Below are 13,575 nucleotides of genomic sequence, written 5' to 3'. Positions count from 1 at the left end.
CTATTGCGCCGCATTTTCGTTGGCTAGATCTGTGTTCTTTTGTACATACTCATCGATTGTACCATCTTCAATCAATTCTTTCAAAATACTGTTTAGTTCTTCTTGTAATTCGGTACTCCCTTTAGGTAAAGCAATTGCATAAGAATCGCCTTCAGATGCTTCTAATGCTACATCAGTGATCACGAGGTCATCATTTTGTGCAACATACGATTCAGCAACCGCACTTTCAAGGACCAAACCGTCGATCGAGCCTTGTTTCAATTCATTGACTAGATTCGGAACTTTGGCGATGGAAACCAATTGCGAATCAGCTAATTGATCTTGAACGATCATTTCTTGGATCGAGCCTTTTTGAGCGCCTACTTTTTTGCCAGACAAGCTTTCGATTGAATCAAATGCCGATTCATTGTTTTTATTAACAACTAATTTTTGTTCTGGTGTAAAATAGTTATCGGTGAAATCAAAAGTCTGTTTACGTTCGTCAGTTGCTGAGATGCCTGAAACAGCGATATCGGCTTTCCCTTGTTGCAAAGCAGTCAAAACAGCATTGAAATCAAGGTCCAAAATATTCACTTCGACACCAAGACGATCAGCGATCTCATTGACCATATCGATATCTGCGCCCACGATCGTATCTTTGCCATCGATCAAGGCATGAAATTCAAACGGGGCAAAGTCAGCAGAAGTTGCCACATTTAACACACCAGCTGCTTTGATGGCTTCCAATTGATTATCCGCCGAACCGCTGGCACTAGAACTTCCAGTACTCGATGAGCCGCCATTCCCACAAGCTCCTAAAACCAAAATCCCCGTCAATACAACAAGTGCTCCAAATAATTTTTTCATTAAAAACGCTCCTCTTCAAAACAAATATTTATGCAATATAATCTTCTTATATTCAGAATATATACATAATAGCACAGAATAATTAAATTTTAAACTAAAAACTTCGCCATTTGTACGATTTATTCAATAACACTTTTAATAAAAAAATACTAGGATACCCATCCTCTAATCAGAGTGGATATCCTAGTTTTTAAAATCGGCGAAAACGTTGATACCTTGCCTCAAGCAATTCATCTGTTTGCAAGGTAGAAAGTTCGGCAAGTTTCTTTGAAATTGCCGCTTTCATCTGTTCCATCAATTGCTCTTTCGGTAAAAAGGCCTCTTCATGGGTTTCAGCAATCACTTTTTCAATAACACCGAGTTCATATAGTTCTTGAGCTGTGATCTTCATCAAGCCAGCAGCTTCTTTGGCACGGCTGCCATCTTTCCATAGGATCGAAGCAAAGCCTTCGGGAGATAAAATGGCATAGATCGAATGTTCCATCATCCAAACCTCATCGCCTAATGCCAGTGCTAAGGCACCGCCGCTGCCGCCTTCACCAATGATGATTGCCAAGATCGGCACCGTTAAATCGGACATTTCCATCAAGTTACGGGCAATCGCTTCGCCTTCTCCGCGCTCTTCCGCGCCAATACCGCAAAACGCCCCTGCTGTATTGATCAATGTGACCACAGGTCGCTGAAATTTTTCTGCTTGCTTCATTAAGCGTAACGCTTTGCGATAACCTTCAGGATGTGGTGAGCCAAAGTTTCTGCGTAAATTTTCAGGCAGATTACGGCCTTTTTGAATACCGATCACGGTCACTGGCTTGCCATCTAAACAAGCAATGCCGCCAACAACGGCTTCATCTTCGCCAAACAGACGGTCTCCATGAAACTCTTCAAACTCAGAAAAAATGCCGTCAAAGTAATCCAGTGCCGTCAAACGGTCTTTGCTGCGAGCGAGTTCAACGATCTCGTGGGCTGCTCTAGTCATTGCGATCCCATCCTTTCCGCGTATGCAAAGAAATCAAATGGTGGATTTTCTCCCGCAAGTTCGTCCGTGGAACGATTTGATCGACAAAGCCATGATCTAACAGAAACTCTGCCTTTTGAAAGTCTTCAGGTAGTTCCTGACGAATGGTTTGTTCAATCACACGTCGTCCAGCAAAACCGATCAAGGCTTGCGGTTCTGCCAGGATGATATCCCCTTCCATCGCAAAACTAGCGGTGACGCCACCGGTTGTCGGGTCCGTTAAAACCGTTAGATAAAACAAGCCAGCTTTACTGTGGCGTTTTACCGCGGCAGAGATTTTTGCCATTTGCATCAGCGACAAAATTCCTTCTTGCATCCGCGCACCACCTGAAGCGGTAAAAAGAACAACTGGTAGCTGTTTTTCGATCGCACGTTCAAACAAACGGGTGATCTTCTCCCCCACGACCGTTCCCATACTGCCCATGATGAAATTCGCATCCATGATCCCGATCGCTAAAGGCAATCCTTGAACTTTTGCTTCTCCTGTGAGGACAGCCTCATGCAACCCAGTTTTTTCTTGCATTTGTGCGACTTTATCCAAATATCCAGGAAAATCAAGAGGATCTTTTGTGGTTACATCTGTGTCCCATTCTTCAAAACTTTTCTCATCAATCGTGATAGCGATCCGTTCCCAGGCACTGATTCGGAAATTATACCCGCAGTGAGGACAGACTTTCTCTGCCCCCATCTCCTTCGTATAAAGCGTTCGTTTGCAACTAGGACATTTCGCCCAAAGATTATCTGGTACGACTGGTTCGTTCGTTGGCAGCTGACCTCGATTAGGATTGATGCGAATGTAGTTTTTCTTCTTAAATAAAGCCACTCATCTTCCCTCCTATTGTTCAGGTGTCCAATTTGGCAGAAATTCCTCTTGTAAAAAGGCGGTTGTATAGTCTCCCGCAATCACTTTCGGGTGACTGATCAAGTCCATTTGGAATTCTGCATTCGTAATGACACCATCGGTCACTAATTCGGCTAACGCCCGCTGCATCTTCATCAACGCTTCGAAACGGTTCTCGCCGTGAACGATCACTTTAGCGATCATAGAATCATAATAAGGTGGAATCGTGTAGCCAGAATACATGGCACTGTCTACACGAACGCCTAGGCCGCCACTTGGTAAAAACAAATTGTTGATCTTGCCTGGTGACGGTGCAAAATTGAAGGCTGGATTTTCTGCATTGATCCGACATTCGATCGCCGCGCCCGTCATCTTGATGTCTGCTTGCGTCAAACCTAGCGGTTCACCACTAGCGACTTCAAGTTGTTTTTTGACTAAATCAATGTTTGTCACCATTTCGGTGATCGGGTGTTCCACTTGGATTCGAGTGTTCATTTCCATGAAATAAAACTCCCCAGTGTCCGCCATTAAAAACTCGATCGTGCCAGCATTACGATACCCTACCGCTTGTGCGGCACGCACCGCTGCTTCTCCTAGTTCTGCTCGCTTGCTTTCAGAAATCACCACAGAAGGGGATTCTTCCAACACTTTTTGGTTGTTGCGTTGTAGCGAGCAATCGCGTTCACCAAGGTGGATAATATTACCAAAAGAATCACCTAACACTTGCACTTCTATGTGTCGAGCAGGATAAATGATTTTTTCAATGTACATTTCATCGTTGCCAAATGCCGCTTTCGCTTCTTGCTGCGCCGAAGCAAAATGATGAGGCAATGCTTCTTTATCGGCGACTTTCCGTATCCCTTTACCGCCACCGCCGGCCGCAGCTTTGAGCATGACTGGGTAACCAATCTCTTCAGCAATCGTTAAAGCTTCTTCCACATCAGAAATCGCGCCTTTGCTTCCGGGAATGACCGGTACTTCTGCTTCGATCATCAAGCGTCTTGCATTGATTTTGTTTCCCATTGCATCGATAGTCTCACTCTTTGGCCCAATAAAGACGATATTGCATTCCTCGCACATCGCAGCAAAGCGGCTATTCTCTGAAAGGAAGCCAAATCCAGGATGGATCGCCTCAGCCTTTGTGACGATCGCAGCGCTTAGGATCTGCTGTACATTCAAATAAGAGTCGGCTGCTTTGGCAGGTCCGATACAAATCGCTTCATCGGCAAGCTCTGTATGCAACGCTTCTTTATCTGCTTCTGAATAAACGGCGACCGTTTGAATACCTAATTCGCGACAAGCGCGAATGATACGTACGGCGATTTCGCCACGGTTTGCGATCAATACTTTAGAAAACATGTCTCACCTATCCAATCATGAAAGTCAATTCTGCTTCCGCCACTTTTTTCCCATCAACATAGGCAATTCCTTTGCCGATGCCAGCTGCAGATTTCACTTTGATTATTTCTACTTCTAAGATCAAGGTATCGCCTGGTGTTACTTTTTTTCTGAATTTCGCTTTGTCTAAACCGCCAAAGTAGGCAGTTTTCCCACGAAAATCTTCCAATGATAGCAATGCTACAGCACCTGCTTGCGCCATTGCTTCCACGATCAATACTCCGGGCATCACTGGTTCATGGGGAAAATGACCTTGGAAAAACGGCTCATTGATAGTAACGTTTTTCTTCGCAACGACCCGTTTGCCTTCTTCTAACTCCTCTACCCGATCCACTAAAAGCATCGGATAACGATGAGGGATGATTTCTTTGATTTCTTGAATCGTTAATGCGCTCATTGCTTTACCCTTCTTTCACACGGAATAATGGTTGATTGTATTCAACGATTTGTTCGCTTTCAACCAAGACTTCAACTAATTCGCCATCGACGTCGCTGACGATTTCATTCATGACTTTCATCGCTTCAACGATACAGAGAATATCACCTTTTTTCACGTGATCGCCGATTTGTTTGAAGTTGTCTTTATCAGGACTTGGTTTCAAATAAACGACACCCACTAATGGAGAGACAACTTCTTTGCCCTCTAAAACAGGTTTTGCCGTTTCTACTGTGTCCGGTGTTGCTGAGACAGCAGGCGTTGGTGCAACAGGAGTTGGCGCAGCATTCGCTGCAGGAGCAGGCGCAGGTGCAGAGGATGCACTTTGTAGCCCACTTGTCGTATTTTTATTAAAATAAAGTTCAAATGTCTCTTTTTTTAATTGAAGCTCAGTTAACGTCGATTGATCGAATTGGCTGAGCAGCTCTTTTACCTCATGTGTTTCCAATTACGCTTCCTCCCAACGTTTCAGCAAGATCACTGCATTATGACCGCCAAACCCAAGTGAATTACTCATGGCATAGGTCAATTCTGCTGGTTGGCTTTGATTGATAACAACGTTCAAGTCGATCTCAGGATCTTGTTCTGTCACGTTGATGGTTGGTGGAATAAATTGATGTTGTAATGCTAATAGTGAAGCAATGGCTTCGATTCCACCAGCCGCCCCAAGCAAATGACCAGTCATTGACTTTGTACTGCTGACATATGGTTTTTTATAGTCTTCGCCCAATCCGTATTGGATCGATGTCGCTTCTGCACTGTCATTGGCAGGCGTGCTTGTACCGTGGGCATTGATGTAGCCAACTTCAGCTGGGGTGATCGATGCTTCTTGCATCGCCAATTTCATTGCTTTTCCAGCACCTGATCCATCAGGATTTGGCGCAGTCATATGGTAGGCATCACAGTTCGCACCGTACCCTACGACTTCACCTAAAATCGTTGCCCCACGTTTTTGCGCATGCGCCAATGATTCTAAAATGAAGACGCCAGCGCCTTCACCCATGACAAACCCACTACGATTTTTATCAAACGGAACGGAAGCTTTGTCAGGGTCTGATTCAGTGGTTAACGCCGTCAGAGACGCAAAACCAGCAATACCGATTTCACAGATCGTCGCTTCTGAACCACCAGCGATCATGACATCTGCGTAGCCATGTTTGATGTTCCGAAAAGCTTCACCGATTGAATGGGTACCAGAAGCACAGGCGGAAACAGTCGTCGTACAAATGCCTTTCGCACCTACCCGTAACGCAATGTTGCCGGCAACCATATTTACGATCGACATCGGTACGAACATTGGTGATACCCGATTTGCTCCTTTGTCATGCATCCGAATCACTTGGTCTTGAATCGTTGGCAAGCCGCCGATCCCTGAACCAACCATCACGCCAAAACGATCCACATCAATGGTTTCTGTATCTAACTTCGCCATTTCCATCGCTTCTAACGCCGCATAAATTCCATAAATGGAAAAAAGATCCATCCGCTTCGTATCTTTTTTAACGAAGTACTTTTCTAACGGAAAATCTTTGACTTCAGCGGCAACTGAGATCCCTGTTGCTTCTGCGTCAAATTTTGTAATCGGGCCGATGCCGTTGGTCCCGTTTTGTAAACTTGCTAAAAATGTTTCTGGGTCATTTCCGATTGGAGAAGTGACGCCGTATCCTGTAACTACTACTCGATTCATCTATTCTTCCTCCTACCCTTGCATTGCCATCCCGCCGTCTACACTGATCACCTGACCAGTGATGTAGGGGCTTTTTGCTAAAAAGACTGCTGTTTGCGCAACATCCTGTGTGGAACCAAAACGCTGTAATGGAATATTTGCCAATGATTGTTCTTTGACTTTATCCGACAGCACTTCAGTCATCTCTGTTTCGATAAATCCTGGGGCGATCGCATTGCAGGTGATCCCCCGAGCGGCACCTTCACGAGCGGCAGATTTCGTAAAACCGATCACGCCAGCTTTACTTGCCGCATAGTTGGCTTGCCCGATATTTCCCGTCAAGCCGACCACACTCGTCAAATTGATGATGCGGCCTTCTCGCAGCTTCATCATTTTTTTCAACGCGTGCTGCGTCATATTGAAGGTACCAGTCAAATTGATTTTGATCACTGAATCAAAATCTTCGGGTTTCATTCTCAACAATAATTTGTCATTCGTGATCCCGGCATTATTGACTAAAATGTGGATCGGTCCGACTGCCGCTTCTGCTTCTAAAAGCATGGCTGCCGCTTGATCAAAATCAGAAATGTCCCCATTGATCGCTACACATTTCACGCCGTAGCTGGTGATGCGATCGATCAGTGACTGGGGAATTTCTTTTCGTCCATTTAAAACGATATTCGCTCCTTCTTTGGCAAAGGCTTCCGCGATGGTAAAACCGATCCCTCGCGAGCTACCAGTTACAAAGACGTTTCTATTTTGCAGATCCATAAATTCCTCCTAATTGAATCGGGCTAGTGTATCTGCCAACGTTTGGCTATCTTCTACACGCGCAGTCTGGATTTCTTTGTCTATTTTCTTCATAAAACCGCTCAATACTTTTCCTGGTCCGATCTCGATGACTTGTTGGATGCCAAGCTGCTTCAGTGTCGCAATGCTTTCGTAAAAACGCACTGGCGATTTCACTTGCAGCGTTAACAGTTCCTTGATTTGGTCTTGCTGCATTGGCTGCGCGGTTGTATTGCTGATGACAGGTATTTGCAACTCATCAAAGGTGATTTGAGCTAATTCCTGTGCTAATTGCTGCGATGCGGGTTCCAACAAAGCAGTATGGAAAGGACCGCTGACATTTAAAGGAATCACCCGTTTGGTTCCAGCAGCTTGTAACAATTCCACCGCTTTATCCACTGCCGGCGCTTCACCGCCAATGACGATCTGCTGCGGCGTATTGTAATTCGCTGGTGTCACGATCCCCACTTGACTTGCTTCTTTACAGATTTCTTCAATCGTTTCAGCGGGTGTGTTCATCACAGCGACCATTTTCCCAATACCTGCTGGCGCCGCACTTGCCATATAACGACCGCGCTTTTGCACCAATGCGACTGCTGTCTGGAAATCAAGCGCACCACTAGCGACTAAGGCTGTATATTCGCCTAAACTCAAGCCAGCAACAGCATCTGCTTTGATTCCTTGCGCATCCAAAAGTCGCCAAAAAGCCGTACTTACCGTTAAGATGGCAGGCTGCGTATATTCCGTCTGGTTTAAACGTTCGTTTTCAGTAAAGCATAGCTCGGCCATATCATATCCTAGAATGGTGCTGGCTTGTTCAAACGTCTCACGAACGATTGCTTCTTGGTGATAGAGCTCTTCTCCCATTTGGGGGTACTGTGCGCCTTGACCGCTAAATAAAAAGGCTGTCTTCATCTTGCACTCCTTCATTACTTTGATCGTTGTCGTTGGAGAACATGGCTTCTTGCAGTTCGTCTATGAATCAGCAAAAACACGTTCTTAAAAAGGAAAGGCTAGGCTGTCTGCCTAGCCTTTGTTTTATGCTTGTTGTTTTTCTACATATTTAACTAGATCTTCAACGGTTGTGATACCATCTTCTGTTTCGATCTTCACATCGAATTCATCTTCGATCTCGTTAATGATTTGGAAAAGATCCAAGCTGTCTGCTTCTAAATCTTCTTGGATGTTTGTGTTCAATTTGATTTCTTCTTTTTCTTTTCCTAATTCTTCTGCTACGATTTCTTGAATTTTTTCGAATACCATGTGTATATTCCTCCAATGTGTTTTTCAATAGTAATTTTGTTTCGTGAACAAGTTATAAGGTGGCTAACATAGTTCCCCATGTCAATCCGCCGCCAAAACCTGAGAACACCACTTTTTGACCACTGCCAAGTGACAGTGTACCTCGTTTGATTTCTTCATCTAGCAATAACGGAATCGAGGCTGCCGAAGTATTGCCATAATCTTGCATATTTTGCAAAAATTTCTCACGGGGCTGCTTCAGCTTGCGAGCAACTTTGTCTAAAATACGTGAATTTGCTTGGTGAAGCAAAAAATAATCGATTGCTTCATCTTGTGTCAGATCATTGATCGAGGCGACCACATCACGCGTCGCAAAATCAAAGATTTCTCGTCCAATCATTTGCATACAAGCACTATACGCCGGAGCGTTTTGTGAAAAAGGATTCTCATTCGTTCGAAAACCAGATGTTAAGGACATGCCTCGCGTCCCATCTGCTTTTAAAGACTCTTTGAGCAAATGCTGCTCTGAAGATGCTTCCAGCAATAGACCGCCGGCACCATCTCCGAATAAAACAGCCGTCGAACGGTCGTTCCAATCCAAGACTTTTGAAAGTACTTCTCCACCGATGACCAATCCTTTTTTAGCGCCCGTTCGAATCAGTTTTTCAGCCATAGACAATGCATACACGAAACCAGCACATGCTGCACTGATATCAAAAGCAAAGGCATTGACTGCCCCAATCGCCCCTTGGACTTGGCAAGCAACCGCCGGTGTATTGAAATCCGGTGTGATCGTCGCTACCAAGATAAAATCTAGACTTTCTGCTGAAAGCTGAGCATCTTGCAAGAGCGTTTGAGCGACGCGAATACAAAGGTCTGAAGTGTTTTCGCCAACAGCGACTCTTCTTCGTTTGATTCCCGTGCGAGAATGGATCCATTCATCTGAAGTATCCATCAAATTTGATAGATCATCATTTGTTACGATTTTTTCTGGAACATAACTTGCAGTCGCGGTAATTTTTCCAAACATATTCATCCATTATTCTCACTTATAATCTTGTAAAAAGTCATGCAGATTTTTCAGTGCTTTCAACAGTGCCTGTTCCTCTTCAGGAGACATCTGACTCAAGACACCTTTCACCATCTCACGATGAAAATGCTGATGAACACGATAAAGGAGTTTTCCTTTTTTCGTCAAACCTAGTTTGACGACTCGCCGATCATCTTCACTGCGAATCCGTTCTACATATTCTTTTTTCACCAAACGATTGATCGCGATGGTCAAAGTCCCAACAGTGATCGAAAGCTCTTTGGCAACTTCAGTCGTGGTCTTTTTTTTGTACATCCCGATGGCTTCGATGGTATGCATTTCGGTAATTGAAAGGTCTTTGAATTGAGATTTTTTCAATTCAGATTCTTCAATCACTAAGATGTCATTAAAGACGCTGACTAAGTAGTCATTAACTGTTTCTAAATTGGGTTCCATAACCTTCACCATCCGAATACTTTGATAATCAAATCATTTGATAGTCAAACTATATCGGAAGTTATTGAGAAATGCAAGAATTTTTTCGAACTTTTTTTATTTTTAAGCGCATTTTTATTTAAGAATTGATTTTCTAAGATTCTAAAAGCTGCGAGTTGACAAAATAATCTGTTTCCGTTAAAGAGAAATTTCCTTTGAATGTCAAAGTTTATCATTGCGTTGCCTCCACTCTATTTCTAATTTTTTCTTGTCAATGGCCAGCAAACGTTGCTCTCTTACGCTTCATCTGCTACTCTTTGGAGGAAGGAGAGGAACGATCGATGAATCCGAACAAAGAGTTTTTAAAAAACAAAGCAAATGCACTGCCTGAAAAGCCTGGTGTTTATTTAATGAAAGATCAGCACAACGAAGTCTTGTATGTAGGAAAAGCCAAATCATTGAAACAGCGTGTCGTTTCTTACTTCCGAAAAAATCAGCAGCATGCCAATAAGGTGCTTCGACTTGTTTATAATGTCGTTGATTTTGAAACGATCGAAACAGATACAGAATTGGATGCACTATTACTTGAATGTCGTTTGATCCAAGCTTTTCATCCTATCTACAACCGACAAATGAACCATTCAGCCAACTATTGCTTTGTTGACTTGACGAATCATACCTTCACGATCACTCAAACACCACAAATTGGCAGTTATGGCCCCTTTCGGCAAACAAAAAAATTGCCAGCATTGTTTCAATTATTGTCAGAAACCTTTCAATTGCCGACTGTCAACGAACTGACGCTATTAACCTTACGTAAGCAGCTCCCTCAAATGGATGCGTATCCCTTGGAAGAGAAGTGGCGGGAGATCGGCTGTTTTTTTGCAGGAAAGAAGACCGACTGTTTTTCACTCCTTAAAAAACGCTTGGCATACCTGATTGATCACTTATTGTTTGAGCAAGCTAGTGTACTGCAGCGCGAGATCCATTTAGCAAAAAGCTTTTACCAAGAAATCGTGAGGGTCAATCAGTTTATTCAAGAACCAGAAGTGATTTTTTCTATTCCCCTTGACTTAGAGGAGCCAGGATCACAGACGACTCAAATCAAATACTATCAAGTTAGCTTTGGCAAGTTGATCCAAACAAAAGTTCTTTCTCCCGAGGAAACATTCCAGCCACTCCCGCCAGCAAGCGCTGCGCTTCCTTTAGCCCCGGAAGATCTCGATCCATTAGGGATCATCCTTAATCACTTGTATCGCCAAGAAAAAGCAGCAGATAAATAAAAAACAGCAAGCCCAAGTAGGCTTGCTGTTTAGAAATGAGAAAGCGACGACGAACGTCCCACTCATTCTTATTGGATCAAATCATAGATTTCCATGGCTACAATATCAACATTATCAAATTGATAAGATTGACTTGATTCTGCTTCCGTTAATTCAAACGTTTCTGTCGAATTGTCATAAGTAACGGTACATTTTTCGACGCCTTCTTTTTCAAAACGACGTACTTGAACTTCATTGTCTTGCGCTTCGACCATCGCTTCTAAACGTTTGATGATAGCGACTAATTGCGAACTTTTCATTCGTAAGCCTCCTTTTTCTGTCCGTTATATTGTATCAAAACATCCTCTATCTTGCATTGATTTTTCGTATTTTTTTTGTCATTTTAAGATTTTTTTCCATCTTGCCACCAAAGTTTAATCAGCGCCTGCGTTCCGTCATTTTCGAAGCCTTTTTCAGCCAACTGATCATACAATTTTTTAGCTAAAGCGGTGCTTGGCAAATCCAATCCCATCTTCTTGGCCTCATCCAAAGCGATCCCCAAATCTTTGATGAAATGTTTGACAAAAAAGCCTGGTGAATAATCCTCTTTTAGGATACGAGGACTGTAATTCGTCATGGACCAATTGGCTGCCCCACCGCCAGAAAGCGTGTCAATCACTCGTGGTAAATCAAGACCCGCTTGGTTCGCATAGACCAGCATTTCTGTCATCCCCGTCATGGTTCCGGCAATCATGATCTGATTGGCCATTTTCGTATGCTGACCCTTCCCTGCCCCTCCTTGAAGTTGAAACGTCTTTCCTAATACTTCAAAAAGTGGTTTTACTTGTTGGTAAGCTTCTTCATCGCCACCAACCATAATCGTTAGCGTGGCGTTTCTCGCACCAAGATCCCCACCAGAAACTGGCGCATCGATACTCGCTGCTCCTTTTTCCTTCGCTGTCTGGTAGATTCGTTCTGCCAAATCAGGTGTACTGGTGGTAAAATCCACCAATGTTTTGCCCGTCACAGCCGTTTGAAAAATCCCTTGAGGCCCATAGTAAACCTCTTCAACGTCGGATGGATAACCAACCATTGTAAAGATGATTTCACTTTCTGATGCAACTTCTGTTGGGGTGTCACACCAAATTGCTCCATTCGCAACGAGTTCATCTGTTTTTTCTTTCGTCCGATTGTAAACATTCACTGTATGTCCGGCAGCTAAGAGATGACCAACCATCGCTTGACCCATGACACCAGTACCGATAAATCCTAATTTCATGCAGATCCCTCCAAAATAAAAAAGTTCATGTCTTTAGTATACGCTAAAAACATGAACTTGCGAAAATTTTCTGTTTAATCGATCGTTCGGCGAAAGGCCTTTAATTTTACTTTGAATTTTTCTAGCGTCTGCTCGGTTTCTTTTTCGATGCGTTCTGTTTCATAATAAGCGACCATATCATGGTAGAAAGATAGCATCGACTCACCGAAGCGCAATGCCGAGATCTCGTACATTTTTCTAGCAAGAACTTCGGGATCAGCAGGAATTTTTCGTTCATAATAATCAATAAATGCTTTTGCGAAATCCCGATCACTCTCATAGGTGACGCCTAAAGACGGATCGTCGATCAAGGTATTTAAGTAGTCATTGCCTTCAACGACTAACGGTGTTCCAGCAGCCATTGCTTCCGTGTAAGTCAGTCCTTGTGTTTCTGATGTGGACGCACTAACGAAGTAATCCGCAGCGTGGTAATAGATCGCCACTTTATCATTTGCCACTTCGCCGACAAATTGAACATGGTCAGATAGAGCCATATCCACCACTTTTTCTTCTAATTTTTCTTTATGCGGACCTTTCCCAACGATCACTAATTGCGCATCAGGAATCTTCGTTAAAATTTCTGGCATGCCGTCGATGATTGCTTGGATATTCTTTTCATAAGAAATACGACTGAGGGAAAGCAGCATGGGTTGATTCTCAGTGATGCCCAATTTCTCCCGCAATTCTTTTTTCATGTCAGTTGTAATATCCGGTCGGCGAAACTTCTCAACTTCGATCCCAGTGGGGATGATCCGCATTGGTGAAACCACACCATACCCTCTCAGCGTATCGATGACCCGTTCACTTGGACAAACAACACCTGTCGAGTGGTTAGCAAATAGCCGTGAAAGATATTTCACGTGAGATGGCCGCAAGACCTTCCCGTTGGCGATGTAGTGCAAGTAGTCTTCATACATCGTATGGTAGGTATGGATCACAGGAATCTGCAATTTGCGCCCCACCATTTTCCCCAACATCCCAGAGCCAAACTCGGTATGGGTATGGATCAATTCCAACTCTAATTCTTTGGCGATCAAATAGGCATACAACATGCCGCGAACCACGATTCGCCGATCTTTGAAGGACACAAACGGGACACTTGGCATGCGAATGATATCTTCTTCGTCCAGATCAGCATTGGGATCGGTCGTAGTAAAGATATACACTTTATGGCCTTTTTTCTCAAGCTCTTCTTTCAATGTCTTGATCGATGTCGCCACACCACTTACCTGGGGGAAGTAGGTGTCTGTAAAAAATCCGATTTTCAAAACGGTACCTCCAAACTTTACATTAGTTT

General features: G+C 43.6%; 16 protein-coding genes. 1 reads left to right on the top strand and 15 read right to left on the bottom strand.

The features are described 5' to 3' along the window. The 12 genes from IGK14_RS06700 to fabT form a co-directional block, all read right to left on the bottom strand. Window positions 1-846 (bottom strand): transporter substrate-binding domain-containing protein, encoded by an 846-nt coding sequence (locus IGK14_RS06700; protein ID WP_005225899.1) that lies wholly within the window; start codon window positions 844-846, stop codon window positions 1-3. A 190-nt stretch (window positions 847-1,036) separates the two neighbouring features. Then, window positions 1,037-1,822 carry an acetyl-CoA carboxylase carboxyl transferase subunit alpha gene (locus IGK14_RS06695; protein ID WP_015509573.1) on the bottom strand — a complete coding sequence of 262 codons (786 nt, stop codon included), beginning with the start codon at window positions 1,820-1,822 and terminating at the stop codon, window positions 1,037-1,039. Next, entirely contained in the window at window positions 1,815-2,684 is an 870-nt protein-coding gene (gene accD / locus IGK14_RS06690; protein ID WP_005225897.1) for an acetyl-CoA carboxylase, carboxyltransferase subunit beta, read from the bottom strand. Before accD ends, IGK14_RS06695 begins: the two co-directional genes overlap by 8 nt. Before the next feature lie 12 nt (window positions 2,685-2,696). Continuing rightward, window positions 2,697-4,061, bottom strand: coding sequence for an acetyl-CoA carboxylase biotin carboxylase subunit (locus tag IGK14_RS06685; RefSeq protein ID WP_005225896.1), 1,365 nt, complete (start codon window positions 4,059-4,061; stop codon window positions 2,697-2,699). A gap of 7 nt (window positions 4,062-4,068) precedes the next feature. Next, window positions 4,069-4,497, bottom strand: a complete 429-nt coding sequence (gene fabZ / locus IGK14_RS06680) for a 3-hydroxyacyl-ACP dehydratase FabZ (protein ID WP_005225895.1) — start codon at window positions 4,495-4,497, stop codon at window positions 4,069-4,071. A gap of 4 nt (window positions 4,498-4,501) precedes the next feature. Further along, entirely contained in the window at window positions 4,502-4,984 is a 483-nt protein-coding gene (accB, locus tag IGK14_RS06675; RefSeq protein ID WP_128487921.1) for an acetyl-CoA carboxylase biotin carboxyl carrier protein, read from the bottom strand. Beyond that, window positions 4,985-6,223 (bottom strand): beta-ketoacyl-ACP synthase II, encoded by a 1,239-nt coding sequence (gene fabF, locus IGK14_RS06670; protein ID WP_005235583.1) that lies wholly within the window; start codon window positions 6,221-6,223, stop codon window positions 4,985-4,987. 12 nt (window positions 6,224-6,235) lie between these two features. Continuing rightward, complete coding sequence (gene fabG, locus IGK14_RS06665; protein WP_008378189.1) at window positions 6,236-6,973, bottom strand: 3-oxoacyl-[acyl-carrier-protein] reductase; 738 nt, start codon at window positions 6,971-6,973, stop codon at window positions 6,236-6,238. Window positions 6,974-6,982: 9 nt separating this feature from the next. Beyond that, window positions 6,983-7,906, bottom strand: a complete 924-nt coding sequence (gene fabD, locus IGK14_RS06660; RefSeq protein ID WP_154694429.1) for an ACP S-malonyltransferase — start codon at window positions 7,904-7,906, stop codon at window positions 6,983-6,985. A 123-nt stretch (window positions 7,907-8,029) separates the two neighbouring features. Beyond that, window positions 8,030-8,254, bottom strand: a complete 225-nt coding sequence (locus IGK14_RS06655; protein ID WP_005225890.1) for an acyl carrier protein — start codon at window positions 8,252-8,254, stop codon at window positions 8,030-8,032. Between the two features lie 52 nt (window positions 8,255-8,306). Further along, window positions 8,307-9,269 carry a beta-ketoacyl-ACP synthase III gene (locus IGK14_RS06650; RefSeq protein ID WP_005225889.1) on the bottom strand — a complete coding sequence of 321 codons (963 nt, stop codon included), beginning with the start codon at window positions 9,267-9,269 and terminating at the stop codon, window positions 8,307-8,309. A 9-nt stretch (window positions 9,270-9,278) separates the two neighbouring features. After that, entirely contained in the window at window positions 9,279-9,719 is a 441-nt protein-coding gene (fabT, locus tag IGK14_RS06645; protein ID WP_008378199.1) for a fatty acid biosynthesis transcriptional regulator FabT, read from the bottom strand. A gap of 320 nt (window positions 9,720-10,039) precedes the next feature. Between fabT and IGK14_RS06640 the strand changes: the two genes are divergently transcribed. Beyond that, window positions 10,040-10,981 carry a GIY-YIG nuclease family protein gene (locus IGK14_RS06640; protein WP_154694428.1) on the top strand — a complete coding sequence of 314 codons (942 nt, stop codon included), beginning with the start codon at window positions 10,040-10,042 and terminating at the stop codon, window positions 10,979-10,981. Between the two features lie 68 nt (window positions 10,982-11,049). Here IGK14_RS06640 and IGK14_RS06635 read toward each other — a convergent pair whose 3' ends face one another. The 3 genes from IGK14_RS06635 to IGK14_RS06625 form a co-directional block, all read right to left on the bottom strand. Continuing rightward, window positions 11,050-11,280, bottom strand: a complete 231-nt coding sequence (locus IGK14_RS06635) for a YkuJ family protein (protein ID WP_005225886.1) — start codon at window positions 11,278-11,280, stop codon at window positions 11,050-11,052. Between the two features lie 83 nt (window positions 11,281-11,363). Then, the gene (locus tag IGK14_RS06630; RefSeq protein ID WP_016610191.1) at window positions 11,364-12,239 is read right to left on the bottom strand and encodes an NAD(P)-dependent oxidoreductase; all 876 of its coding nucleotides are present in this window, start codon (window positions 12,237-12,239) and stop codon (window positions 11,364-11,366) included. A 74-nt stretch (window positions 12,240-12,313) separates the two neighbouring features. After that, window positions 12,314-13,546: a glycosyltransferase family 4 protein gene (locus IGK14_RS06625; RefSeq protein ID WP_005225884.1), complete on the bottom strand. Its 1,233-nt coding sequence runs from the start codon at window positions 13,544-13,546 to the stop codon at window positions 12,314-12,316. Window positions 13,547-13,575: the final 29 nt, after the last annotated feature.

Origin of the sequence: Enterococcus sp. DIV0970a (genome assembly GCF_051711265.1) — a bacterium.
GTDB classification, from domain to species: domain Bacteria; phylum Bacillota; class Bacilli; order Lactobacillales; family Enterococcaceae; genus Enterococcus_D; species Enterococcus_D casseliflavus.
Note: the sequence above shows the minus strand (reverse complement) of the source record. Positions and strands in the feature narration are given on the sequence as shown.

What these genes read in the sequence shown, in the direction of transcription:
- IGK14_RS06700 (WP_005225899.1), bottom strand. Translation starts at nt 846, where the DNA reads ATGAAAAAATTATTTGGAGCACTTGTTGTATTGACGGGGATTTTGGTT.
- IGK14_RS06695 (WP_015509573.1), bottom strand. Translation starts at nt 1,822, where the DNA reads ATGACTAGAGCAGCCCACGAGATCGTTGAACTCGCTCGCAGCAAAGAC.
- IGK14_RS06685 (WP_005225896.1), bottom strand. Translation starts at nt 4,061, where the DNA reads ATGTTTTCTAAAGTATTGATCGCAAACCGTGGCGAAATCGCCGTACGT.
- fabZ (WP_005225895.1), bottom strand. Translation starts at nt 4,497, where the DNA reads ATGAGCGCATTAACGATTCAAGAAATCAAAGAAATCATCCCTCATCGT.
- fabF (WP_005235583.1), bottom strand. Translation starts at nt 6,223, where the DNA reads ATGAATCGAGTAGTAGTTACAGGATACGGCGTCACTTCTCCAATCGGA.
- fabG (WP_008378189.1), bottom strand. Translation starts at nt 6,973, where the DNA reads ATGGATCTGCAAAATAGAAACGTCTTTGTAACTGGTAGCTCGCGAGGG.
- fabD (WP_154694429.1), bottom strand. Translation starts at nt 7,906, where the DNA reads ATGAAGACAGCCTTTTTATTTAGCGGTCAAGGCGCACAGTACCCCCAA.
- IGK14_RS06655 (WP_005225890.1), bottom strand. Translation starts at nt 8,254, where the DNA reads ATGGTATTCGAAAAAATTCAAGAAATCGTAGCAGAAGAATTAGGAAAA.
- IGK14_RS06650 (WP_005225889.1), bottom strand. Translation starts at nt 9,269, where the DNA reads ATGAATATGTTTGGAAAAATTACCGCGACTGCAAGTTATGTTCCAGAA.
- fabT (WP_008378199.1), bottom strand. Translation starts at nt 9,719, where the DNA reads ATGGAACCCAATTTAGAAACAGTTAATGACTACTTAGTCAGCGTCTTT.
- IGK14_RS06640 (WP_154694428.1), top strand. Translation starts at nt 10,040, where the DNA reads ATGAATCCGAACAAAGAGTTTTTAAAAAACAAAGCAAATGCACTGCCT.
- IGK14_RS06635 (WP_005225886.1), bottom strand. Translation starts at nt 11,280, where the DNA reads ATGAAAAGTTCGCAATTAGTCGCTATCATCAAACGTTTAGAAGCGATG.
- IGK14_RS06630 (WP_016610191.1), bottom strand. Translation starts at nt 12,239, where the DNA reads ATGAAATTAGGATTTATCGGTACTGGTGTCATGGGTCAAGCGATGGTT.